The organism is Erwinia tasmaniensis Et1/99, assembly GCF_000026185.1.
Classification (GTDB): domain Bacteria; phylum Pseudomonadota; class Gammaproteobacteria; order Enterobacterales; family Enterobacteriaceae; genus Erwinia; species Erwinia tasmaniensis.
The window spans coordinates 763,572-788,574 of sequence record NC_010694.1 but is presented as its reverse complement, the minus strand read 5'-3'; the positions used below and the strand labels follow the sequence as shown (position 1 = coordinate 788,574).

Genomic DNA, 25,003 nt, shown 5'->3' with positions numbered 1-25,003 from the left:
CCAATTCCGTTAGATAAATTTAAGTCGGACACACTAACAGATGGAATCTAAACGCAACACTAAGCGATGCAACTATTTATGCGTTGATTGACAAAATGGGGCGGTAAGCCAAGGGGGATGGGCGCGTAAACACAGAAAGGGATAACGGAAAATAGGCTGGCCCGGCTCACTGCCTAAGCAGGGAGCCGGGCCAATGTGATTAGCGCGTCAGGTCGTCAAAAAACTTCTTCACGCCATCAAAGAACGTTTTAGAGCGCGGGCTGTTTTTTTCCCCGGACGGGCCGCCAAAGCTCTCGTCCAGTTCACGCAGCAGCGTCTTTTGTTTCTCATTCAGGCTGACGGGCGTTTCGACCACCACGCGGCACAGCAGATCGCCCTGCGCACCGCCACGTACCGACTTCACGCCTTTGCCACGCATCCGGAACAGCTTGCCGGTCTGCGTTTCTGCCGGCACCTTCAGGTTGACGCGGCCATCCAGCGTTGGGACTTCAATCTCTCCACCCAGCGCGGCCATCACAAAGTTGATGGGCACTTCGCAATAGAGGTTGTTCTCTTCACGCTCGAAGATATGGTGTTTACGCACCTGAACCTGCACATACAGATCGCCAGCGGGAGCGCCCTGCTCACCGGCTTCCCCTTCACCACTAAGACGAATGCGATCGCCGGTATCAACGCCAGCCGGAATTTTCACCGACAGGGTTTTCGATTTCTCGACCCGGCCATGACCATGACAGGCGTTGCACGGGTCTTTGATCACAGAGCCACGTCCGTGACAGGTCGGACACGCCTGCTGGACGGTAAAGAAGCCTTGACGCATCTGCACCTGGCCTGCGCCATGACAGGTTGAACAGGTTTGCGGTTTCGTTCCCGCTTTTGCTCCGCTGCCGTGGCAAACGCCACACTCTTCAAGCGTGGGGATACGGATCTCTTTGGACACGCCGCGTACCGCTTCTTCCAGCGTCAGCTCCATGTTGTAGCGCAAATCAGCACCGCGAGCGGCGCGCTGCTGACGGCGGCCTCCGCCGAAAATATCGCCGAATACGTCGCCAAAGATATCGCTGAAGTCAGCACCGCCGCCACCAAATCCACCGTGGCCGCCGCCGCCCATGCCACCCTGTTCGAAGGCCGCATGACCGTACTGATCGTAGGCCGCTCTTTTCTGACCATCGGTCAGGATTTCGTAGGCTTCTTTAATCTCTTTAAATTTGCCTTCAGATTCTTTATCGCCCTGGTTGCGGTCAGGATGGAATTTCATGGCCAGACGTTTGTAGGCCTTTTTGATTTCACGTTCGTCCGCCGACTTGGCAACGCCTAAAATCTCGTAATAGTCTCTCTTCGCCATTGTTATTGATCCTGCCCTTAACATGCGTGCACGGGCGTGGATAAAATCCTACGCCCGTGCTGGTTAATTCAGGTAGCCCGCGGTGGGCTACCGTGCCCGCTCAAGGGCGCTTATTTTTTGCTGTCTTTCACTTCTTCAAATTCAGCGTCGACAACATCGTCATCTTTTTTCGCGCCTTCGGCAGCATCAGCGGCACCGCCAGCGGCCTGCTGCTGCTGAGCGAACTCCATCAGCTTGGTAGAGACTTCCATCAGAGCCTGAATCTTGGCTTCGATTTCCGCTTTGTCTTCACCTTTCAGAGCGGTGTTCAGCTCGGTCAGGGCCGCTTCAATTGGCGCTTTGTCTTCTGCTGGCAGTTTATCGCCCGCTTCGTCGAGCTGCTTACGCGTGCTGTGAGCAGCCTGATCGCCCTGGTTACGCGTCTGCACCAGCTCTTCGAACTTGCGGTCAGACTCGGCGTTAGCTTCGGCATCGCGCACCATTTTTTCGATCTCTTCGTCATTCAGACCGGAAGAAGCCTTGATGGTGATTTTCTGCTCTTTACCGCTATTTTTATCTTTAGCGGAAACGTGCAGGATGCCATCAGCATCGATGTCGAAGGTTACTTCAATCTGCGGCATGCCGCGCGGTGCGTTCTGGATGCCGTCAAGGTTAAACTGCCCCAAAGATTTGTTATCCGCAGCACGTTTACGCTCGCCCTGCACCACATGGATGGTCACCGCAGACTGGTTATCTTCCGCAGTAGAGAACACCTGGCTGTGCTTGGTTGGGATGGTAGTGTTTTTGGTAATCAGTGAGGTCATCACACCGCCCATGGTTTCGATACCCAGCGACAGCGGGGTCACGTCCAGCAGCAGAACGTCTTTCACTTCACCAGCCAGCACGCCGCCCTGAACCGCAGCACCAACGGCAACCGCTTCGTCCGGGTTCACGTCTTTACGTGGTTCTTTACCGAAGAACTCTGCCACTTTCGCCTGCACCATTGGCATACGCGTCTGGCCACCGACGAGGATAACGTCGTTGATATCAGATACCGACAGACCCGCATCCTGCAAAGCCACTTTCAGCGGATCGATAGAACGCGTAACCAAGTCTTCAACCAGTGATTCCAGTTTGGCACGGGTAACTTTGATGTTCAGGTGCTTAGGACCGGTCGCATCCGCCGTGATGTACGGCAGGTTAACATCGGTCTGCTGCGCGGAAGACAGCTCAATTTTAGCTTTCTCTGCGGCTTCTTTCAGACGCTGCATGGCCAGCGGATCGTTGTGCAGATCGATACCCTGGTCTTTCTTAAATTCGGCCACGAGGTAGTTGATCATACGGCTGTCGAAGTCTTCACCACCCAGATGGGTATCACCGTTGGTTGCCAGAACTTCGAAGGTTTTTTCGCCATCAACCTCATCGATTTCGATAATGGAGATATCGAAAGTACCACCGCCCAGGTCATATACCGCGATGGTGCGGTTACCCTGGCCTTTATCCAAACCGTAAGCCAGAGCGGCTGCGGTAGGTTCGTTGATGATACGTTTTACGTCCAGACCCGCGATACGTCCGGCGTCTTTAGTCGCCTGGCGCTGCGCATCGTTAAAGTAAGCGGGCACGGTGATAACCGCTTCAGTCACCGCTTCGCCGAGATAATCTTCGGCGGTTTTCTTCATTTTTTTCAGCACTTCAGCTGAGATCTGCGGCGGAGCCACACGCTGGCCTTTCACGTCTAACCAGGCATCGCCATTGTCAGCGCCAACGATTTTGAATGGCATGATTTTGATATCACGCTGAACTTCTTCATCCTGGAAACGACGGCCAATCAGACGCTTGATCGCAAACAGGGTATTCTGCGGGTTGGTCACGGCCTGACGTTTAGCAGGCTGACCGACAAGGGTCTCACCATCCTGGGTGTAAGCAATAATCGAAGGCGTGGTACGATCGCCCTCTGCATTTTCCAGCACGCGCGCCTTGCCGCCATCCATGATGGCAACACATGAGTTGGTTGTACCCAGGTCAATACCAATAATCTTACCCATCTAAACATCTCCCACTTAAAATTTGTGTCAATCAGGTTATGAACCATTAGATGTGGGCATCTTTTACAGTTTCAACTGCTCGCCCTACGTTTTTTTTCCAGGTTCGTACTCTTGGATGCCAGATAAGATGGGGCCGGGTAACACGGCATCAAGGGGGCGGGTAAAAAAATTTTTCACTTTCTGGCAAAATAATCGGCTGCTCACGCCGTGCCGGGTGGCGATCATCATCCGCGGGCTGTTATCCGGCATGCCACGCCGTCCACCGACGCTGCTGGCCTCAATCTGGCGCGGCAGCGTCAAATGGGAAACATAACGCTGCCGGGAGTGGATAAGGGCAGGAGATCACGCGCGACAAACCTCTTTATCCCCCATGAATATTCCAGATTTACCGGGGCCGGGTTCTGTCCCTTTTTCCCCCATCCTTATGTTTAGCATCATCTAATAAAGACCTTTCGGTAGCAAAATGATGTTAAGCCAATGTCAGTTCATTTATTCTGTACACAGAATGAAACATTAACAGATATGGATGCGAAATGACGGCATTACAAGGCTGGTCAAATAAGCTGGAAGGGTTAAGAGGAATAGCCTACTTATAGATTTTGTTAGGGCATATTAGTTTGCGGGTTAACTTTCACAAAAAACGCATTTCTTCACCCAGGATTGGCGTCAACCCGTTCATTCTTTTCTCTGGTTATCTAATTGCAAAAATTATATAGGGCGTAAGGAAACAGCGCCATGGGATGAGGTGAACGCAACAAGAGAGTTCTGGATACGCCGTTATTTTCCGTACTGCACCACGTTATTATACTTTACTCTTTGTAGCTATCTGCTCTGATCCGTGGTCTGGTGATATACGAGATGTTATCTCACAGTATTTTCCGCATTCAGCGACTGAAGTATCGCAATATTCAGACCCATCCTTATCTGATATTTTAACTCACGTCGCCTTCATCTTCGGACTCTTATCGGCATACGGTTTTGACACCGTCCTTCCCGACGGGAGCATTGGTCTGGAGATGCAGTTCTACATACGATTTCCCGCGTCGAAACAGCTGACAGCTGACTGATAATAATTTTTTTTTGCAGAACACACTGGATATAAAATATCGCTGTGCGGAACGCCCCCGGGTAAGTTTAGGGGCCGTTCCGGCTGGATCTTCAGATGTTTGTCTCGCGGCGGGCGCTTTTCGGGCGAAATGCGACCACTATCTGCGGATTGGTCTCAATATACGGCCCCTCCAGCAGCTGAATGCAGTAGGGCACGCTGGCAAATATCCCCGCCACCTGACTGTTACCCTCCTCGTCCTTCAAACCTTCCAGCGTCTCTTTGATCGACTTTGGCTGCCCCGGCAGATTTATCACCAGCGACTGCTTACGGATCACCGCCACCTGGCGTGACAGGATAGCGGTAGGAACGAAGTTAAGGCTGATTTGGCGCATCTGCTCACCGAAGCCTGGCATCTCACGGTCGGCCACGGCCAGCGTGGCATCCGGGGTCACATCGCGCCGCGCCGGGCCGGTTCCACCGGTAGTGAGAACCAGATGACAGAAGCGCTCATCGACCAGATCGCAGATCGCCTGCTCAATCATCGGCTGCTCGTCAGGCACCAGACGTTTCTCAATCTCAAATGGCGATACCAGCGCCTGCCCCAGCCACTCTTCCAGCAGCGGTAAACCCAGATCCTGATAAATGCCGTTCGCCGCGCGATCGGACACGGAAATCAGTCCTATGCGTAATGTGTTCATATGCTCTTCGCCGTGTACTAAAAGGGAATGGAGGAAGGATAAACCAGAGTAAAGCAGGATGTATAGCGCGCAAGGTTGCGTAATGACAGGCGCGGCCGTGGGGCGTGCCGTGGTTCAAACCCCGGTTACCTGTCAGAAAGTGACCGGGGTCAACACTCGCGATCGCTGCCGCTTATGCTTCAGAAAAGCAGAGGATCACAGTAAATCAGCAATCATTTTGTCCAGTTTGCCCTGGTCGATAGCAAAGTTACGGATGCCTTCAGCCAGTTTCTGCACCGCCATCGGGTCCTGATTATGCTGCCACAGGAATTCAGATTCGGTCATTTTTGCCGGACGCGCCTTCACTTCACCGCGGTAAGAGAGCTTACGTTCAATGCTGCCTTCGGTTTCAGCCAGCTCTTTCAGCAGAGCCGGGGAGATGGTCAGGCGGTCACAGCCGGCCAGTTCGATAATTTCAGCCACATTACGGAAGCTGGCGCCCATCACCACGGTCTCGTAGCCGTGCTGCTTGTAGTATTGATAGATTTCGCTGACGGAAATCACGCCGGGATCTTCAGAACCCGCGTACTCTTTCTTGTCGGTGTTGGCTTTGTACCAGTCAAGGATACGACCCACAAACGGCGAGATCAGGAAAACGCCCGCTTCTGCACAGGCACGTGCCTGGGCAAAGGAGAACAGCAGCGTCAGATTACAGTTAATGCCTTCTTTTTCCAGCTGTTCAGCGGCACGAATGCCCTGCCAGGTGGAGGCCAGTTTGATCAGGATACGGTCATTGCTGATGCCGGCGTCGTTATACAATTTGATCAGGCTGCGCGCTTTAGCGATGCTGCCTTCGGTATCGTAAGACAGGCGGGCGTCAACTTCCGTTGAGATACGGCCAGGCACCAGTTTCAGGATTTCCAGGCCGATGTTGACGGCCAGGCGATCGGCGGCATAAGACACCTGCTCATCTTTGTCACTGCTCTGATCGCGTGCCCACGCAATGGAGGCATCGATAAGCTTACGATATTCAGGGATCTGTGCCGCGCTCAGGATCAGGGAAGGGTTGGTGGTGGCGTCCTGGGGCTTATAGCGTTCCATTGCCGCGATGTCGCCGGTATCAGCAACAACGGTAGTGACTTGACGCAGGGAAGATAATTTGTCCGTCATGGTTGTCATTCTCATCAGGGTTGATATGTCGGTACGTTGAAAATGTCTGCTTCGGATGATAGCACGCGCACCCTGCCATGCAAGCAGCGCCGTTTCCGATAACACGACCGGCTAAATTTGCCGTCGGAATGCCCCTCTCCGCAGCATAACATCGCCTTTATTGCTCACCGATGGCAGTGATTAGTCACTCTCTGACGCTTTTTTGCTACAGTAGGCGCTGGCGAACTCTCTGCACTATAAGCGCTTAAATAATAAAAGGACGCGAGCATGTTAATGGTTATTTCCCCGGCCAAAACGCTGGATTTTGCAAGCCCGTTGGCAACCGAACGCTTCACTCAACCGGCGCTGCTGGCAGAGTCTCAAAAACTGATTAACGTGGCGCGTAAACTTTCTCCGGCCGACATCGCCTCACTGATGCATATCAGCGATAAGCTGGCCGTGCTCAACGCCGAACGTTTTAACGACTGGCAGCCGGCCTTCACGCCGGACAATGCGCGACAGGCGATCCTCGCGTTTAAGGGCGATGTGTATACCGGCCTACAGGCAGAAACCTTCGGCGAGGAGGATTTCACCTTCGCCCAGCAGCATCTGCGCATGCTGTCCGGTCTGTACGGGCTGCTGCGCCCGCTCGATTTGATGCAGGCCTACCGCCTGGAGATGGGGATTAAGCTGGCAAACCCGGCGGGTAAAGACCTCTACAGCTTCTGGGGCGATAAGCTGACCACCGCCCTGAATGAGGCGCTGGCGCAACAGGGCGATAACCTGCTGATTAATCTCGCCTCCGATGAATATTTCAGGTCGGTGAAGCCGAAGCGGCTTGAGGCCGATATCATTAAGCCGGTGTTCCTTGATGAGAAAAACGGCAAATTTAAGGTTATCAGCTTCTACGCTAAAAAAGCGCGTGGCCTGATGTGCCGCTATATTATCCAGAACCGGCTCACGAAAGTGGAGCAGCTGAAGAAGTTTGACCTTGACGGTTATGCCTTTGACGGCGATACCAGCAGCAATAACGAGCTGGTCTTTAAGCGGCGGGAAATGGCGTAAGAGAGCTGTGTTAAATAGCAGGGCTGGCTCTTTGCAGCGCACAGCCCTGAAAACGACTTACTTCTTCAGCAGGAACGCACGCAGCTCGGCAAACTCCGCTTTCATGCTGTGAGACAGCAGCGGCAGATCGGCGCGCTCGGCCAGCGCATCCGGCAGCGGCAGGGTGCGCTCCAGGATCGTTTCCACGCTCTCTTTAAATTTCGCCGGGTGCGCGGTGCCGAGGAACAGGCCAAACTCACCATCCTGTAAACCATCGCGCAGCAGGCGCCAGGCGATAGCCGCATGCGGCTCAGAAAGGTAGCCGAGGTCGGCCAGCTCGCGCATGGCTGCTTTGGTGGTTTCGTCATTGACCGCACCGTAGCCGAGATCGCCGAGACGCCAGGTTTTACGGCGGAACAGCTCCTCAACGCGCGGCCAGTTGTTCGGCTGGCTGACGTCCATCGCGTTTGACAACGTGGCTACGGTAGCATTTGGCGTCCACTGGCCGTCGGCCAGGAAGCGCGGCACGGTGTCATTGGCGTTGGTGGCGGCAATAAAACGCTTCACCGGCAGGCCAAGAGACTTCGCCAGCAGGCCAGCCGTCAGGTCGCCAAAGTTGCCGCTCGGCACCGAAATCACCAGCTGATTGCGTTTTTCCTGCGGCAGCTGCGCCACGGCCTCAAAGTAGTAGCAAATCTGTGCCAGCAGGCGGCTGATATTGATCGAGTTCGCCGAGTTCAGGCCAATGGCCTTTTTCAGCTCCTCATCGTCAAACGCCTGTTTTACCAGCGACTGACAGACATCGAAATCGCCGTCGATGGCGATGGTCTCGATGTTGCCGCCGAGGGTACAGAACAGTTTTTCCTGCAGCGGACTGATCTTGCCCTGTGGATAAAGGATCACCACGCGCACATTTTCCATGCCGTAGAAGGCATGAGCAACGGCGGCACCGGTATCGCCGGAGGTGGCGGTCAGGATAGTGATCTGCTCATCCGCACCGCTCACATAAGAGAGCATCTGCGCCATAAAGCGACCGCCGAAATCTTTAAACGCCAGCGTCGGGCCGTGGAACAGCTCCAGCGCGGCGATATCATCAGTCACATCCACCACCGGAGCCGGGAAGGTGAACGCCGTTTTCAGACGCTCATTCAGCTGGTGCGGAGGAATTTCATCACCGATAAACGCCGAGAGGATTTTGCTGCTACGGGTAACAAAATCCATTTCCAGCATGTCGTCAATTTCGGTCAGTTCGAACTCAGGTAGCTCCAGAGGAAAGAACAGCCCCTGCTGTTTGCCCAGCCCCTGCTTCACCGCCTGGGCGAAGCTCACCTGCTCGTTGTGATCCTTAAGATTATACAGTTTCATACGTTATCCCAGTTTACGTGCGCCTGCCGTGTCTAAACGGCAAATATGGACGAAGCCTTCATCATTTTGCAGATAGTGCTGGCTCAGCCAGTCTGCCATACGGTTTGCGGTATCCGGCTGATTACAAACGGCAAACAGCGTTGGCCCAGAGCCAGAAATACCGCAGGCCAGCGCGCCGATATCAGCCGCCGCCTGACGAGCCTGTGCAAAGCCCGGTAGCAGTTTGGTGCGGTAAGGTTCAGCAATCACATCCTGCATCAATTTCGCCGCCAGCAGCGGCTGCTGCGTGTGGCAGGCGTGAATAAATCCGCCCAGATAGCGACCGTGGCGGATAATCTCTTCTTTACGGTACTGCGCGGGCAGGATGGCACGCGCTTCGGCCGTTGAAACCTTAATGCCAGGATAGGCCATCACCCACAGCCAGTCATTAAAGCCTGGCACCGGCTGACTGATAATGTCGTTCTCTTCCAGCATCAGCTGCATGCCGCCGAGAAAACAGGGTGCCACATTGTCAAAGTGTACGCTGCCGGACACCCGCCCTTCCAGCTCACCCATCAATATTAACAGCTCGTTATTGTTCAACGGCCTGTTGCAATATTCGTTCATCGCCATCAGCCCGGCAACCACCGAGCAGGCGCTGGAGCCAAGGCCAGAGCCAATAGGCATATTTTTTTCCAGCGTCATGGCAACCGGTACGCGCTGGCCAATCGCGCTACAGAAACGATCCCAACACTGGTAAACGATGTTGTCTTTCGGGTCGGCAGGCAGCTTGCTGACAAAACGGCCTTCATTGCGCAGACTGAATTCGGCCGCCGCCTCTACGCTGACGCAATCGCCCAACAAAGTGCCATCAACCGGCGACACCGCAGCCCCAAGCACGTCGAAACCTACGCTGACATTGCCAATTGAGGCAGGGGCATAAATTTTAACCATGATTAAACTCCCAACTTCCACGTCAGTGTGCGTAACAGATCGGCAAACACGCCCGCCGCAGTGACATCATTACCGGCACCATAACCGCGCAGCACCAAAGGAATAGGCTGGTAATAACGACTGTAGAACGCCAGCGCATTTTCACCATTTTTCACTTTATACAGCGGATCGTTGCCGTCTACGGCAGCAATTTTAACCTTACAGGCCCCGCCCTCTTCAATCTCGCCGACAAAGCGTAACACCTTACCGGCATCACGGGCACGGGACGTCCGCGCGGCAAAACTTTCGTCCAGCTCCGGCAGGCGCGCCATAAACTCTTCAACATCGGCAATGGCGGTAAACTCTGCCGGCAGCACTGCCTCAATCTCAATATCGCCCAGTTCCAGTTGATAACCCGCTTCGCGAGCCAGGATCAGCAGCTTACGCGCCACGTCCATACCGGAAAGATCGTCACGCGGGTCCGGCTCGGTAAAGCCCATTTCACGCGCCATGCGGGTGGCTTCTGACAGCGAAACGCCTTCATCAAGCTTGCCAAAAATAAACGACAGCGAGCCGGAAAGGATACCGGAGAAGCTAATCAGCTCATCACCGGCATTCAGCAGATTTTGCAGATTTTCAATCACCGGCAGTCCGGCACCCACGTTGGTATCGTACAGGAACTTGCGGCGCGATTTTTCCGCCGCTGCGCGCATCTGCTGATAGTAATTGTACGTTGAGGTGTTCGCCTTTTTATTCGGCGTGACGACATGGAAACCGTCGGAGAGGAAATCAGCGTACTGATCCGCCACCTTCTGGCTGGAAGTACAGTCGACAATCACCGGATTAAGCAGGTGGTACTCTTGCACCAGGTGATTCAGGCGAGTGAGGTCAAACGGCGCCTGCGCGCTCTTCAGCTGTTCCTGCCAGCGATCAAGCGGGATACCGTGCACGTTAGTCAGCAGCGCTCGCGAGTTGGCAATCCCACAGACGCGCAGATCGATGTGTTTATTTTTCAGCCACTTCTGCTGACGATGCAGCTGGTCGATCAGCGCGGCACCCACGCCGCCCACGCCGATAACAAAGACTTCGATCACCTGGTCGGTGGCAAACAGCATCTGATGAACCACGCGCACGCCGGTAATGGCCTGAGCGTTATCTACCACCACCGAGATGGAACGCTCGGATGATCCCTGGGCAATGGCGACGATATTGATATTGGCACGGGCCAGCGCCGAGAAAAACTTAGCCGAAATGCCGCGCAGGGTACGCATGCCGTCCCCCACCACTGAAATCACCGCCAGCTGCTCCATCACGTCGAGAGGTTCCAGCAGGCCATCCTTCAGCTCCAGATAGAACTCATCTTCCAGCACCCGACGCGCGCGCGTCAGATCGCTTTGCGAGACGCAGAAGCTGATGCTGTATTCAGAGGAGGATTGAGTGATCAACACCACCGAAACCCCGCTGCGCGACATAGCGGCGAAGACACGCGCCGCCATACCTACCATGCCCTTCATCCCCGGCCCTGAGACATTGAACATCGCCATATTATTGAGGTTGGTTATGCCTTTAACCGGATTGTCATCATCGCTGCCGTTACCGCCGATCAGCGTGCCCGGCGCCTGCGGATTGCCGGTATTCTTGATCAGACAAGGGATTTGGAACTGGGCGATTGGAGCGATGGTGCGCGGGTGAAGCACTTTAGCGCCGAAATAGGACAGCTCCATCGCCTCCTGGTAGGACATCGATTTCAGCAGCCGTGCATCCGGCACCTGGCGGGGGTCACAGGTGTATACGCCGTCAACGTCCGTCCAGATTTCGCAACAGTCAGCGCGCAGACAGGCTGCCAGCACCGCCGCAGAGTAATCAGAGCCGTTGCGCCCCAGCACCACCAGCTCTCCGCGCTCATTACCGGCGGTGAAGCCCGCCATCAGCACCATATTACCGGGCGGGATCTGTCGTGCGGCAATACGGCGGGTGGACTCGGCAATATCAACGGTAGATTCCAGATAATGGCCGACGGCCAGCAGCTGTTCAACCGGATTAATCACACTAACGCCGTGGCCACGCGCCTGTAGCACCCCCTCCATAATCGCGATTGAGAGCTTTTCACCACGACAGATCATGGCGGCGTTAACGCTATCTGGGCACTGCCCCAGCAGCGCAATGCCGTGCAGAACCTGCTTCAGCTGCGCGAACTCCTGGTCTACCACGCTTTTCAGGCGCTCGTAAGCAAAGCCCGGCTGCGCGTCTGCCAGACCCTGCAACAGCCCGGCGAAGATATGCTCGGCGTCACTGATATTGGCCGAAGCATCCTGGCCGCTGATGGTTTTCTCAATCATGGCGACAAGATGATTGGTGATCTTTGCTGGCGCGGACAAGACGGTAGCAACCTGTCCCTGTTTTGCATTGCTTTCCAAAATATCAGCCACGCGCAGAAAACGTTCCGCATTGGCTACCGAGGTTCCACCGAATTTCAGCACTCGCATGTTCAAGTTCTCCTGAATTTTGCCGAAAAAAAAGCCCGCACTGGTCAGGTGCGGGCTTTTTTAATTTATCCTGTATGCGTCAGCCCGCACCGTTACCTGTGGTAATGGTGGTGGTAATAATGATTGTGGTCATCAGGCTGTCTCTACGCATTTTTAAATTTATCATCTGTCTGTATAAATTTGTCGGATTCCAGAATTAAAGCAAAGCACGGGCTAAGTCAATTTTTTTATCGGCGGGCTGGCGCATCGCCCTTCACATCTGCACGGTTTTTTCGTCGACCTGTAGATAATCCTGATTACCCTGAAGAACACTGGCAGTAAATCGCACTGGTTGACCCTGTCTGGGCAGAACTTTTCTCTGTCACCTTTTTTCTGCCCCCGGGCGCCTCACTGCGACGACAGGCGGCCAGGCTGCTCTCTTTCCCTGCAAACTTTACGTCAACCACCGCACGATTTGCAGAAAACCCTGCTCATCGTGCGGTGTACCTAACGACCAGCTTCACACGCCGTTGACGTGAACCTCGTCTATCCCTTCCCCACCCGCTTCTTTCCTTTCGTTATCCAGCTGACTGCCATAATTTACGCGCCCACGGCTACCGGCCCGGTTCTGGCGGATATTTATGCTACGTTTGGACTCGGTGCATCCGCTGCCGGTTTGCTGAACTTTACTGGAATGGATGCTTTGGGCGAAACCAGCCGCTACATAGGTAGCAATACGCCCCACTTTAATTGATTAAAGGTTGCTGTCTGCACTGTGTCTGAGTAAAGAAGACATATTTCAGATACCTTATAAATGTCTTTATCAGAACTGTCTTATTAACCTCATCGGGATAACCAAAACATCAACAATTTATTATTTAAATGATACTTATCAATGGGATGTGTTTTATTAAAGCGGTTAACATTTTTATCACACCCGCGCGAAAACACACGTCGCCGAAAGCCATTTAACGAGGGAAATCAGGGCTTCGGGAAGCATTTTTCACAAAACTGTTAACGTGCTACAATTAGTTTGATACCGGTTAGCTGTGCGTTGTTTATCACGTATAGTGCTATAACCCATATTGTTATACTGCTGTTAATGCAGTTAGGATAGATGCCCCTTTGCACCAACGGGCATACCAGTACCATCTTGTTGACTGTGCGCATCTTGTTGACGGCCGTAGGATGGTTTTTCAGGAATATCATGCTGTACTGCTGTTGTCATTTTCCGGCTCATCACACCAGGTTTTGCCAGAATAACAGCTGTATGTCCTGTTCCGATTTTGTTGGCAATTTTAGGTAGCGAACACATGCAGACCCCGCACATACTTATCGTTGAAGACGAATTAGTCACTCGTAATACGCTCAAAAGTATTTTTGAAGCCGAAGGCTACATGGTTTATGAAGCTACGGACGGTGCTGAAATGCACCAGATTTTGACCGAAAACGACGTCAATCTGGTGATCATGGACATCAACCTGCCGGGCAAAAACGGCCTGCTGCTGGCGCGTGAACTGCGTGAGCAGGCAAATGTGGCCCTGATGTTCCTTACGGGTCGTGATAACGAAGTTGATAAGATCCTCGGCCTGGAAATCGGCGCTGACGACTATATCACCAAGCCATTTAACCCACGCGAACTCACCATTCGTGCACGCAACCTGCTGTCGCGCACCATGAATCTGGCCGCCGTTAGCGACGAGCGCAGGCTGGTAGAAAGTTACCGCTTTAACGGCTGGGAACTGGACATTAACAGCCGTTCACTGGTCAGTCCGCAGGGCGATCAGTACAAGCTGCCGCGCAGCGAGTTTCGCGCCATGCTGCACTTCTGTGAAAATCCGGGAAAAATCCAGACCCGCGCCGACCTGTTGAAGAAAATGACCGGTCGCGAACTGAAGCCACATGACCGCACCGTTGATGTGACTATTCGCCGCATTCGTAAACATTTTGAATCGACCCCCGACACGCCGGAAATTATCGCCACTATTCATGGCGAAGGTTACCGTTTCTGTGGTGAGCTGCAGGATTAGTCCTTGTGGGACGGAGGATCACCCCGTCCCGCAGTTTTCATCTCTTGCCATATCCCTTAAGCCAGCCCCGCCGGATTATTTATTCCACGGCATGATGGGTACGGCGCTAAGCGCATTCTTAGGTGAACCATCAACCACCTTGTCGGAGTAGCTCAAATAGATCAGGGCGTTGCGCGTTTTATCGTAAAAACGCACGACCTGTAGCTTTTTGAACACCAGCGAGGTTCGCTGCCGGAATACCACGTCACCTTCCGCTTTACCCTGTGCGATCTTGTCGCTCAGTTCAACCGGCCCGACCTGCTGACAGGAGATGGCAGCATCCGCGGTATCTTCAGCCAGGCCCAGCCCCCCTTTGATCCCGCCGGTCTTCGCCCGACTGATATAGCAGGTGACATTTTTCACATCCGGATCGTCGAAAGCTTCCACCACAATCTTATGATCGGGGCCAAACATCTTAAATACGGTATCCACTGAGCCAACCTGCTCCGCCTGCAACGCCGCTGAAAACAGCAGGATTGACGTAGCCACTAACACTTTTTTCATTGTCATCACCTTACCCGTTTAATAAAAGCAGATGCCATTGTAAATTATCCCGAAAATAAATCATGGATAAATATTTCTAATATATTGCGGCTAATCGTCCTGGACGGCTTTTTTAACAAAAAAAACCTAATATTTTGCTTTGGCGATTGGTGCTACTATTTGTCGTCTTTGCTTTTCATCGCATCAAACCTGAGTCATATGAGGACGATTTATGGACCAAGCTGGTATCATTCGAGATTTGCTTGTCTGGCTGGAGAGCCACCTTGATCAACCGTTATCACTGGATAACGTGGCAGCAAAATCAGGTTATTCAAAATGGCATCTACAAAGAATGTTCAAGGACGTCACGGGTCACGCCATTGGTGCGTATATTCGTGGCCGCCGTCTGTCTAAAGCGGCAGTCGCTTTACGTTTGACCAGCCGCCCTATCCTGGACATTGCTCTGCAATACCGTTTTGATTCGCAACAAACGTTTACCCGCGCCTTTAAAAAACAGTTTTCTCAGACGCCTGCCTGGTATCGTCGCTCATCTGACTGGAAAGCGTTTGGCCTGCGCCCACCCATTCGCCTCGACAACTACGTGATGCCAGAGCCAACCTGGGTCAATCTGCCGGAAACCCAGTTAGTCGGTTCGACCCAATGCTATAGCTGTACCCTGGAACAGATTTCCAGTTTTCGCGATGAAATGCGCTTACAGTTCTGGCGTCAGTTTTTAACCGAAACGGACACCGTTCCCCCCATATTGTATGGCCTGAACCAGGCGCGCCCAAGCAGTGATAAAGATGATGAGCAGGAGATCCTCTATACCACTGCGGTGCTTTCAGACCAAATGTCGAGCAAACTGCAGGCCACGCAGACGGTGATTTTGGAAGCGGGTGACTATGTTCAGTTTACCTACAAAGGACTACGTTGTGGGCTGCAAGAGTTTGTCCTGCAAATTTACGGCACCTGCATGCCGACCTTAGGCCTCACAAGGCGCAAGGGGCAGGATATAGAGCGCTTTTATACCCACGGCGGTAAAAGACGCCCGGAGCCACCGACCGATATTCACTGCGAGTATCTGATCCCTATCCGCCGTCAGCCAGAATAAATGCCGTGCTGCACCAAAGGCCGATCGCACCGGCCCTTGGTGCACACCACTTTCAGCGCTGCAGCTCGTCGAGCGCCGTGTCCTCAAGATGAGACACGTCGCCTGCGGTCTCCACCACCCAGCCAGAGGCCAACCACGGGCTTTGCTGATGATCGACGCGGGAAATTGAGCAGTTACGCAGGCGCAGACGGCGCTCTGCATTGGCCGGCAGGCCGAGGATAGTACTCACCAGCACACCCAACGCCATGCCGTGACTGACAATCAGCGGGCGGCTGTTTTCTGGCAATGACAGGCAGGCATCCAGCGCCTGACGCATCCGCTGGGCCATTTCGCTCATCGACTCGCCCTGCGGAATGCGTCCGTTTTCCGTGCCGTCCACCAGCGCTTTGCGCCAGCTCTCTTCTTCCGCACTCAGTGAGTCCAGCTTACGCTGTTCCAGCACGCCCATATTCAGCTCGCGCAGGCGAGGGTCGAGGACCACAGAGCAGCCACAGGCATCCGCGATAATCTCGGCGGTACGCCGGGTACGGCCCAAATCGCTGGCGATCACATGGGTAATACCGAGGTCCCTCACCCGCTGTCCCACCTGATAAGCCTGCTGCTCTCCTTTCTCAGTCAGCGCGCTGTCTGACTGCCCCTGAATGCGGCGCGCCGCATTCCATAGCGTTTCTCCGTGGCGAACAAGATAGACCTGTAACATGCGTTTTTCCGTTATACTGCGACAAATTTGCGTAAAGGGTTCAAACAATTATGTACCATGTTGTCGCTGCTACCATCAACCCGGCCAAAATTAAGGCAATTTCTCAGGCGTTCAGCGATATCTTCGGAGCAGGATCCTGCCATATTGAGGGTGTCGAGGTCGACAGCGGCGTTGCTGCGCAGCCCATCTCAAACACAGAAACGAGAACTGGCGCACGTCAGCGCGTAATGAATGCGCGGCGGGTGAGGCCGGAAGCCGATTTTTGGGTCGCGATCGAAGCCGGAATTGAAGAGGATACCGCCTTTGCGTGGATGGTGGTTGAAAACCAAAAGCTGCGCGGCGAATCGCGGTCTGCCAGCTTTACGCTGCCCGCCATCGTGATGAAAGGCATTCACCAGGGACGCGAACTGGGGGATGAGATGGCTCGCCTGACCGGCATTGATAATATCAAGCACAAAGGCGGCGCGATTGGCGCTTTTACCGCTGGCCACCTGACGCGCTCAAGCGTGTATCATCAGGCGCTGATCCTTGCGCTCTGCCCTTTCCATAACGACATCTATCAGCGCAAGGCCGATGATGAGGATTCAGACCTTATCTGAACCCGTTAACAGTTGCGCTTCCAGCCAGTTTTTCAACGCCGGGGGCGCGCTTTTAAGACTATTTGAACCACGCGTGATCGTCGCTATGCCCGCCCCAAGTTCATTCTTCAGCTCGCGCTGACTCATTTCACCGCGCATCAGCTCTTCGATAATGCGTAAACGCGTACCCAGTGACTCACGCTCATCCGGGGTCAGCATCAGCTGCAGCAACGGCAGCTGGAGATCGCTCTGACAGGCGCGTTGCAGCAGCGTGACAAAGCGCAGCCAGTCTTCATCAGGCGGGTCGGCGGTCACGGGAACGGATGAATAATTGGTCATAATGGTAAGCTGCCATACTATTTAACTAGTACAACAGCATACCATCATCGCCTGCGGACTTGAAGCCGGCAGCACACGGCGCTCGGTTAGTAGCGTTGCTGCCACTCACTGTCGGCAAACAGCTTATCCGACTGGTTAAGGAAATGACGATAGTAGGCATCATAAGCCAGCACGTTTTTCACATAACCCCGGGTTTCAGAGAAGGGAATGGTTTCGATAAACGCCACCACGTCGAGCTTCCCGGCGCTGTTGCCCTGCCAGGTACGAACTCGCGACGGCCCGGCGTTATACGCCGCCGAGGCGAAGATGCGGTTTTCTCCGAACTGCTGATAGACCGATTCCAGATACTGTGTGCCGATCTCAATATTGGTTTCTGCATCCAGCAGCTGGCTACTGTTGCTGTAACCCGAAATGCCAAATTTGCTCACGGTGTGCTGGGCGGTGGCCGGCATCACCTGCATCAGGCCGGAGGCCCCGACCGGAGAACGCACTTTCGGGTTCCAGGCGCTCTCCTGACGGGCAATCGCCATCGCATAGCTGACCGGGATCGCCTTGCCGCTGATATAGCGCGCAAACTGCGGCTGCCAGGCCAGCGGGAAGCGCTCCTGTAGGCTGTTCCACAGCTTACCGCTGATGGTCGCCTGCACGCTCAAATCCCACCAGTTTTGTGACAGCGCGTAACTGGCCAGCATTTGCTGCTGGCTGCGGCTGCGGCTGGAGATCAGATAGCTCCATTCACTGCGCGCCAGATTATCCATGCCCCAGTACATCAGCTCGCGCACGCGGGAAATCTCCGCGCCGCGCGTCAGGCTGTCGTCTGGTGCCGGGGCTTTATCCACCTGCAACGGGTAATCCACGCCGAGCTTCTGCGCCGCGACCATCGGATAAAAACCGCGCTGCTGCATCAGCTTACGCAAAATCCCATCGGCCTCCTCTTTGCGCCCCTGCTCAAGCAGCAGATCGGCCTGCCAGTACCGCCATTCATCCTTCTCTTTTGCTTCAACCGGCAGGCGGGCAATCCAGGTATTCATGCCGTGGCGGTCATTATTACCCAGCGACATGCGAACCCGGCGCTCAAGCAGCGTGGTGGCGTCGCTACGCATTACCACGTCGTCACGCCAGCGCGCCTGCTCGCTGGTGATATCATTGCTCATCAGACGCCAGGCCACCGCCTCTTTCAGCGCCTGCGCCTGCTGCTCGTCCAGCTTTTGCAGCTGCACCAGGCGCGGTATCAGCTGCCGTGCCTGCTCCGCATCGCTACGCGCCAGGCTGGCAAACCCAATCATGCTGGCCTGGCGGGTAAAATCAGTCGGCCCCACGCTGGCGGCAAAGGTCTCTACCGTCTGCGGATTATTTTGCAAAGCCTGCACCGCGTTGGCGATGGTCTGATAATCCTCGGGCAGCTGCTTCGCCAACGCGTTGACCAGGCTGCTGTTACCGGCTTGCATCGCCAGGCGAATGCGCTCAAGTGTAGTTATCGGGTTTTGCTGCCCGGCCTGCTGCCAGGCGCTGAACAGTTTGTCACAGGCGGCGGGCAGCGAGCTCCCCGTCAGCCAGATGGCTTTGGCCCCTTCCCAGGCAACCTGCGGCTGCCCGGTAGACCATTTCGCGTAGTACCAGTTACAGCGCGCGGCGACCGGTTTAGGCGGCTGCGGGCTGAATACCAACAGCCCGCGCCAGTCTTCACGGGCGGCCAGCTGGTTAACAAAACGGGCGGGAAGCGAGGCGACCGGGGGCAGGGTCGGGTAGCGCTGGATAAACGCATTGACCGCCAGTCCGGTTTCCTGGTCAAGGTTTTGCGCCAGCTGGCGGTACTCAAGATAGGGATACAGCGGATAATCTTGCAGGGTGGGCATCAGCTGCTCCACGGTGTCCATCTGTTTGTTATCCCAGGCCTGCTTAATTTGCTCATAGCGAGTACGCTGTTCGTCGAGCGAGTCTGCCCGCACGCTGCCGGAGAGCGCCGTTAAACATGCCGCCGCTGCCCACCACTGCCACTTGTCCACCATGACTTTCTTCACGTTACCGCCTTGTTTTGTCCTGAACCGCCAAATATGCTTACTTCATGCTAACCAGGAGCGGCCTTTCCTGCCATGCGTACAACAAATATTTACTGATTGCTCGCCTCGTCATGCCCTGTTGCTGCTCACCTCATGCGCACTTATCGTGCAATATATCGACATTTATTTTAAAAATCGTTAGCAATCAGCAAGATAAAAATTGGCACGGCCTTTGCTCCGTTGAATCCCATCTTGTATACCGGACGGAATTCATCTTATGGCTTTAACCAGCGGGTTTACGCTACAGGACTGGCAGCAGCATTATCAGCAATATCCGCAGCAGGTGCTGCCCACGCTGGGCAGGCTGCTGGCAGAACTTTCCACTGACGACAATGCCTGGCTGTATGTGGCGACGCCTGAACAGTTACGCGCCCAGCTGGAGCCACTGCTGGCCCGCTGGCAACAGGATCCGGCATCGCTACCGCTGTTTGGCGTGCCTTTTGCGGTAAAAGACAATATTGATGTCGCCGGCTGGCCGACCAGCGCCGCCTGTCCGGCACTGACCCGGCTGGCCCAGGCCGATGCCCAGGCGGTGGCAAATTTAAAGGCCGCAGGCGCCGTGGTGATTGGCAAAACCAACCTCGACCAGTACGCCACCGGCCTGGTCGGCACGCGCTCCCCGTTCGGGGCGGTGCGCAACGCCTTCAACCCGGATTACATTAGCGGCGGCTCCAGCTCCGGATCGGCCTCGGTGACCGCCCGTGGCCTGGTGCCTTTTGCCCTCGGCACCGACACCGCCGGTTCCGGGCGCGTGCCGGCCGGATTCAATAATATCGTCGGCCTGAAACCCACCAAAGGCTGGCTTTCCGCCAGCGGCGTGGTTCCGGCCTGCCGTCTGAATGACACGATTTCCGTTTTTGCCCTCAGGGTAGAAGATGCTTTTCTTGTCGCCAGCTGCGCGGCAGGTTATGACGCTAAGGATGCCTATTCACGCACCAACCCTGGCCTGGCTCCGGCGGCACTGCCCGCCGCCCCGCGCTTTGCCATTCCCGATATTACCGAGTTCTTTGGCGACCAGCAGGCGCAGGACGCCTGGGAAGCGGCGCTTGGCGCGTTAACCACGGGCGGTGCTACTTTACATCCTGTCGACTTCACCCCGTTCCGGCAGCTGGCGGAACAGCTCTACGCCGGGCCCTGGGTCGCCGAACGCACCGTGGCGGTCGGCGAGATGCTGTCGCGGCCGGAAGAGATGGACCCGGTGGTGTACGGCATCGTCGCCAGCGGCCATCGCTTCAGCGCGGTTGATGCCTGGCAAGCCGAGTATCTGCGCGCCGATCTTACGCGCCACATCCAACACACCCTCAGCCAATACGATGCGCTGGTCGTGCCCACCGCGCCAACCATCCGCACTGTGCAAGAGATACAGCAGGAGCCGCTGCGCTACAACGCGCAGCTCGGCACTTATACCAACTTTACTAATCTTGCCGACCTCTGCGCGCTGGCACTGCCGGGACCGTTTCGTCGCGATGGCCTGCCCGCCGGGATCACCCTGATCGCCCCCGCCTGGCACGATCGGGCGCTGGCGAGCTTTGGTCTGCGCTGGCAGCAGCAGCTGGCGCTGGATCTCGGCGCGACCGGCAAACCGCAGCCACGGGCCGATGCGGCGCTGCCCGTTTCGGCGCTGCATGTGCGCGTGGCGGTGGTCGGTGCGCACCTGAGCGGCATGCCGCTCAATCACCAGCTGACCCGGCGTAACGCGCTGTGGGTGGAGGAGACCACCACCGCCGACTGCTACCGCCTGTACGCGCTGGCCAATACCATCCCGGCAAAACCGGGGCTGGTAAAAGCCGCATCCGGCGCCGCCATCAGCGTCGAGCTGTGGGATATCCCGCTGGCGCGCTTTGGCGAATTTGTCGCGGAGATCCCGCCGCCGCTGGGCATCGGCACGCTTGAACTGGCCGATGGCCGCCGGGTAAAAGGCTTTATCTGCGAACCTGCCGCACTGACACAGGCCACCGACATCACCGAGTTCGGCGGCTGGCGTCGCTGGCTGGCCCAACGGGAGAATACCCATGTTTAATACCGTACTGATTGCTAACCGTGGTGAAATCGCCTGCCGCGCTATCCGCACCCTGAAACGCATGGGCATCACCAGCGTGGCGGTATATTCAGACGCCGACAAAAACGCCCTGCATGTCAAACAGGCCGATATCGCCATCGCGCTCGGCGGCGACAAGGCCAGCGACAGTTATCTGGTTATCGACAAGATCCTCAACGCGGCCCATCGCAGCGGTGCACAGGCTATCTGGCCCGGCTATGGCTTTCTGTCAGAGAGCCTGGCGTTTGCCGCCGCCTGCGAAGCGGCAGGCATTGCCTTTGTCGGGCCAAGCGCGCAGCAGATCGGTGAGTTCGGCTTAAAACACCGGGCGCGCGAGCTGGCGGCCGCTGCGGGCGTTCCGATGACGCCAGGCACTCCGCTACTCAACTCGCTGGATGAAGCGCTAGGCGCGGCGGCTAAAATCGGCTACCCGGTCATGCTGAAAAGCACCGCCGGCGGCGGCGGTATTGGCCTGACGCGCTGCGCCGATGAGGCCGCATTGAGCGCGGCCTGGGAAAGCGTGCGCCGCCTCGGCGAGCAGTTCTTCAGCCATGCCGGGGTCTTTCTTGAGCGCTGTATCGATCGCGCGCGCCACGTCGAGGTACAGATCTTCGGGGACGGTAAGGGCAAGGTGGTAGCGCTGGGTGAACGCGACTGTTCGCTACAGCGACGCAACCAGAAAGTGGTGGAAGAAACCCCGGCGCCCAATCTGCCCACCGCCACGCGTCGCGCGCTGCTGGCATCGGCGGTCAGGCTGGGCGAGCGGGTCAATTACCGCAGCGCCGGGACGGTAGAATATATCTACGATGCGGCGCACGATGAATTCTTCTTCCTTGAGGTGAATACCCGCCTACAGGTGGAGCATCCGGTCACCGAATGTGTGACCGGGCTGGATCTGGTGGAGTGCATGTTGCAGGTGGCGGCAGGTGAAGCCCCGGACTGGGAGCGCATGGCGCAGCCGCCGCAGGGGGCCTCGATTGAAGTACGTCTGTACGCCGAAGATCCGCTAAAAAACTTCCAGCCCAGTCCCGGCGTATTAACCGACGTCTTTTTTCCGCCGGATATCCGTGTCGACAGCGGCGTTGACGGCGGCAGCGAGGTTTCCGCCTTCTACGATCCGCTGATCGCCAAGCTGATTGTGCACGGAGAAGATCGCCCGTCGGCGCTGGCAAAAATGCAGGCGGCGCTGGGCGAAACGCGCCTGCACGGCATCGCCAGCAACCTTGACTATTTGCGCCAGGTCGTCGCCAGCGAGGCGTTTCGCAGCGGGCAGGTCAGTACCCGGCTGCTCGATGGCTTCACGCCGCATTCCCCGGTGGTGGAGGTGCTCCAGCCCGGCACCTGGAGCAGTATCCAGGACTATCCGGGCCGCCTCGGCTACTGGGATATCGGCGTACCGCCGTCCGGCCCGATGGACGATTACGCGTTTCGCCTCGCCAACCGCATCGTCGGTAACGCCGAAGAGGCCGCCGGGCTGGAGTTCACGCTACAGGGGCCAACGCTGCGCTTTCACAGCGATGCGCTGATCGCGCTGACGGGCGCGCCCTGCCCCGCCACCCTTGACGACGGCGCGGTGGCCTGGTGGCAGCCGCTGGCGGTAAAAGCCGGGCAGACGCTGACGCTGGGGCGCATGCAGCAGGGCTGCCGCACCTATCTGGCGGTGCGCAACGGCTTTGACGTGGCGGAATACCTCGGCAGCCGTTCCACCTTCGCCCTCGGCCAGTTTGGCGGTCATGCCGGACGCACGCTGCGCGTGGCCGATATGCTGGCAATTTCACAGCCATCGCTTGCCGCCTGTACCACGCCAGCGCCGGTCAGCGATCCGCAGCCGCTGCCGGTGGCAGCGCAGCCGGTTTACGGCGATGAGTGGCGTATTGGCGTTTTATATGGCCCGCACGGCGCGCCGGACTTCTTTACCCAACGGTCGATCGACAACTTTTTTGCCGCCGAATGGCAGGTGCATTACAACTCCAACCGCCTCGGCGTGAGGCTGGTGGGGCCAAAACCCGGCTGGGCGCGGCTCAACGGCGGTGAAGCCGGGCTGCACCCTTCTAACGTCCACGACTGCGAATATGCCATCGGTGCGGTGAACTTTACCGGTGATTTCCCGGTGATCCTGACGCGTGACGGCCCCAGCCTAGGCGGCTTTGTCTGCCCGGTGACCATCGCCAAAGCGGAGCTGTGGAAAGTGGGCCAGGTGAAACCGGGCGACCGCATTCGTTTCCATCCGATCGGCGTGGAAGAAGCCAGCGCGCTGGAACAGTCGATTGCGCACGCCGTGGCAACGCTGAAACCCGGCCATGCGCCTGCCTTTGCTGTTCCTTCGCTGGCAGCAGGCGCTAACGGCTCGGCCAGCGTGCTGGCGTCGATTAAGGCCAGCGCCACCACACCCACCGCCATTTACCGCCAGGCGGGGGACAACTATATCCTGCTGGAATACGGCGACAACGTGCTGGATCTCGCCCTGCGTCTGCGCGTCCATCTGCTGATGACCGCTCTGAATGAGGTCGGTCAACCTGGCGTGGAAGAACTGTCGCCGGGGGTGCGCTCGCTGCAAATCCGCTATGACAGCCGTATTATCAGCCAGAAGAAGCTGATGGCGCTGCTGCTTGAGCTGGAAAGCGACCTCGGCGAGGTCAGCCAGATGCAGATACCGTCACGCATCGTCCATTTGCCGCTGGCGTTTGAAGATAGCGCCACCCTGGGGGCGGTCGAGCGCTATCGGCAAACCGTCTGCGCCAGCGCCCCCTGGCTGCCGAATAACGTCGATTTTATTCAACGTATCAATGGCTTGAGCAGCCGCGATGCCGTTAGTCGTACCCTGTTTGACGCCAGTTATTTGATCCTCGGTCTCGGCGATGTCTATCTCGGCGCGCCCTGTGCGGTACCGATCGATCCGCGCCACCGCCTGCTGAGCTCAAAGTACAACCCGGCGCGCACCTTCACCGCCGAGGGCACGGTCGGCATCGGCGGTATGTATATGTGCATCTACGGCATGGACTCCCCCGGTGGCTACCAGCTGGTGGGCCGCACCTTGCCAATCTGGAACAAATTTCTGAAAAACGCACAGTTTGCCGCCGGAGAACCCTGGCTGCTGCGCTTTTTCGACCAGGTGCGTTTCTACCCGGTTAGCGAGGCGGAGCTGGAGGTGCTGCGCGATGACTTCCGCGAAGGCCGCGCCAGCATCCGCATTGAGCAGTCGGTATTTGATTTCGCCGAACATACGCAATTCTTGCACGACAATGCGCAATCCATCGCTGAATTCCGGCAAAAGCAGGCCAGTGCCTTTGAAGCCGAGGTCGCGCTGTGGGCACAGGAGGAGGAAGCAACGCCACCGGCCGCTGAAGAGATGCTGCCGGCCCCGCCGGAGGAGGAAAGCGGCTGCCTGGTCAGCGCCGATCTCAACGGCAATATCTGGAAAGTGCTGGTGCAGCCGGGCGATGAGGTGGCAGCAGGCCAACCGCTGATTATCGTCGAGGCGATGAAAATGGAGCTGGCGATCGCTGCCCCACAGGCCGGGTGCGTTAAACGGATCGCCTGCCAGCCCGGACGGCCGATCGCGCCCGGCGATGCCCTGCTGTGGCTGGAATAAGGGGATG

Annotated in this window: 21 protein-coding genes and 1 other annotated feature; of the genes, 7 read left to right on the top strand and 14 right to left on the bottom strand. The window is 56.4% G+C overall.

Annotated elements, in window-relative coordinates; genetic code table 11:
* Positions 1–199: 199 nt before the first annotated feature.
* Together dnaJ and dnaK are read right to left on the bottom strand one after the other, a co-directional pair.
* Positions 200–1,342, bottom strand: a complete 1,143-nt coding sequence (dnaJ, locus tag ETA_RS04640; RefSeq protein ID WP_012440454.1) for a molecular chaperone DnaJ — start codon at positions 1,340–1,342, stop codon at positions 200–202.
* A gap of 110 nt (positions 1,343–1,452) precedes the next feature.
* A complete protein-coding gene (dnaK, locus tag ETA_RS04635; protein WP_012440453.1) occupies positions 1,453–3,366 on the bottom strand; it encodes a molecular chaperone DnaK in 1,914 nt (637 codons plus the stop codon).
* A 115-nt stretch (positions 3,367–3,481) separates the two neighbouring features.
* On the opposite strand from dnaK, the gene ETA_RS04630 reads away from it, so the two are divergent.
* Complete coding sequence (locus ETA_RS04630) at positions 3,482–3,679, top strand: hypothetical protein (protein WP_042958656.1); 198 nt, start codon at positions 3,482–3,484, stop codon at positions 3,677–3,679.
* Positions 3,680–4,524: 845 nt separating this feature from the next.
* Here ETA_RS04630 and mog read toward each other — a convergent pair.
* Both mog and tal read right to left on the bottom strand, forming a co-directional pair.
* On the bottom strand, positions 4,525–5,112 hold the full coding sequence (gene mog, locus ETA_RS04625) for a molybdopterin adenylyltransferase (RefSeq protein ID WP_012440451.1): 588 nt from the start codon (positions 5,110–5,112) through the stop codon (positions 4,525–4,527).
* Positions 5,113–5,307: 195 nt separating this feature from the next.
* A complete protein-coding gene (tal, locus tag ETA_RS04620) occupies positions 5,308–6,261 on the bottom strand; it encodes a transaldolase (RefSeq protein WP_012440450.1) in 954 nt (317 codons plus the stop codon).
* A 267-nt stretch (positions 6,262–6,528) separates the two neighbouring features.
* Between tal and yaaA the strand changes: the two genes are divergently transcribed.
* Positions 6,529–7,305 carry a peroxide stress protein YaaA gene (gene yaaA, locus ETA_RS04615; RefSeq protein ID WP_012440449.1) on the top strand — a complete coding sequence of 259 codons (777 nt, stop codon included), beginning with the start codon at positions 6,529–6,531 and terminating at the stop codon, positions 7,303–7,305.
* Between the two features lie 57 nt (positions 7,306–7,362).
* On the opposite strand, the gene thrC is transcribed toward yaaA, so the two are convergent.
* The 6 genes from thrC to ETA_RS19855 form a co-directional block, all read right to left on the bottom strand.
* Positions 7,363–8,649 carry a threonine synthase gene (gene thrC / locus ETA_RS04610; RefSeq protein ID WP_012440448.1) on the bottom strand — a complete coding sequence of 429 codons (1,287 nt, stop codon included), beginning with the start codon at positions 8,647–8,649 and terminating at the stop codon, positions 7,363–7,365.
* A gap of 3 nt (positions 8,650–8,652) precedes the next feature.
* Entirely contained in the window at positions 8,653–9,582 is a 930-nt protein-coding gene (gene thrB / locus ETA_RS04605; protein ID WP_012440447.1) for a homoserine kinase, read from the bottom strand.
* A gap of 2 nt (positions 9,583–9,584) precedes the next feature.
* Positions 9,585–12,047 carry a bifunctional aspartate kinase/homoserine dehydrogenase I gene (gene thrA / locus ETA_RS04600; protein ID WP_012440446.1) on the bottom strand — a complete coding sequence of 821 codons (2,463 nt, stop codon included), beginning with the start codon at positions 12,045–12,047 and terminating at the stop codon, positions 9,585–9,587.
* Positions 12,048–12,071: 24 nt separating this feature from the next.
* Positions 12,072–12,191 (bottom strand) — a sequence feature (Thr leader region).
* Positions 12,127–12,198 (bottom strand): thr operon leader peptide, encoded by a 72-nt coding sequence (gene thrL / locus ETA_RS20670; RefSeq protein ID WP_407919829.1) that lies wholly within the window; start codon positions 12,196–12,198, stop codon positions 12,127–12,129. Its footprint overlaps the feature before it by 65 nt.
* A gap of 348 nt (positions 12,199–12,546) precedes the next feature.
* A complete protein-coding gene (locus ETA_RS04595; RefSeq protein WP_012440445.1) occupies positions 12,547–12,771 on the bottom strand; it encodes a hypothetical protein in 225 nt (74 codons plus the stop codon).
* A 363-nt stretch (positions 12,772–13,134) separates the two neighbouring features.
* On the bottom strand, positions 13,135–13,341 hold the full coding sequence (locus ETA_RS19855; protein WP_157861781.1) for a hypothetical protein: 207 nt from the start codon (positions 13,339–13,341) through the stop codon (positions 13,135–13,137).
* Between ETA_RS19855 and arcA the strand changes: the two genes are divergently transcribed.
* Complete coding sequence (arcA, locus tag ETA_RS04585; protein WP_012440444.1) at positions 13,340–14,056, top strand: two-component system response regulator ArcA; 717 nt, start codon at positions 13,340–13,342, stop codon at positions 14,054–14,056. The two genes, ETA_RS19855 and arcA, sit on opposite strands and share 2 nt — an antisense overlap.
* Positions 14,057–14,131: 75 nt before the next feature.
* Here the strand turns inward: arcA and creA are convergent, their stop codons facing one another.
* Positions 14,132–14,605 (bottom strand): protein CreA, encoded by a 474-nt coding sequence (gene creA / locus ETA_RS04580; RefSeq protein ID WP_042958653.1) that lies wholly within the window; start codon positions 14,603–14,605, stop codon positions 14,132–14,134.
* 205 nt (positions 14,606–14,810) lie between these two features.
* On the opposite strand from creA, the gene robA reads away from it, so the two are divergent.
* Positions 14,811–15,689: an MDR efflux pump AcrAB transcriptional activator RobA gene (gene robA / locus ETA_RS04575; RefSeq protein WP_012440442.1), complete on the top strand. Its 879-nt coding sequence runs from the start codon at positions 14,811–14,813 to the stop codon at positions 15,687–15,689.
* A 52-nt stretch (positions 15,690–15,741) separates the two neighbouring features.
* Here robA and gpmB read toward each other — a convergent pair whose 3' ends face one another.
* Positions 15,742–16,389 carry a 2,3-diphosphoglycerate-dependent phosphoglycerate mutase GpmB gene (gpmB, locus tag ETA_RS04570; protein ID WP_012440441.1) on the bottom strand — a complete coding sequence of 216 codons (648 nt, stop codon included), beginning with the start codon at positions 16,387–16,389 and terminating at the stop codon, positions 15,742–15,744.
* A gap of 50 nt (positions 16,390–16,439) precedes the next feature.
* Between gpmB and yjjX the strand changes: the two genes are divergently transcribed.
* Complete coding sequence (gene yjjX / locus ETA_RS04565; RefSeq protein ID WP_012440440.1) at positions 16,440–16,988, top strand: inosine/xanthosine triphosphatase; 549 nt, start codon at positions 16,440–16,442, stop codon at positions 16,986–16,988.
* Here the strand turns inward: yjjX and trpR are convergent.
* Positions 16,974–17,306 carry a trp operon repressor gene (gene trpR, locus ETA_RS04560; protein WP_012440439.1) on the bottom strand — a complete coding sequence of 111 codons (333 nt, stop codon included), beginning with the start codon at positions 17,304–17,306 and terminating at the stop codon, positions 16,974–16,976. The genes yjjX and trpR overlap by 15 nt on opposite strands.
* An 86-nt stretch (positions 17,307–17,392) precedes the next feature.
* The gene (sltY, locus tag ETA_RS04555; protein WP_042958650.1) at positions 17,393–19,315 is read right to left on the bottom strand and encodes a murein transglycosylase; all 1,923 of its coding nucleotides are present in this window, start codon (positions 19,313–19,315) and stop codon (positions 17,393–17,395) included.
* Between the two features lie 268 nt (positions 19,316–19,583).
* Here sltY and atzF point away from each other — a divergent pair, with 268 nt between their 5' ends.
* Both atzF and uca read left to right on the top strand, forming a co-directional pair.
* Positions 19,584–21,386, top strand: coding sequence for an allophanate hydrolase (gene atzF / locus ETA_RS04550; RefSeq protein ID WP_012440437.1), 1,803 nt, complete (start codon positions 19,584–19,586; stop codon positions 21,384–21,386).
* Positions 21,379–24,996 (top strand): urea carboxylase, encoded by a 3,618-nt coding sequence (gene uca / locus ETA_RS04545; RefSeq protein ID WP_012440436.1) that lies wholly within the window; start codon positions 21,379–21,381, stop codon positions 24,994–24,996. Before atzF ends, uca begins: the two co-directional genes overlap by 8 nt.
* Positions 24,997–25,003 lie beyond the last annotated feature (7 nt).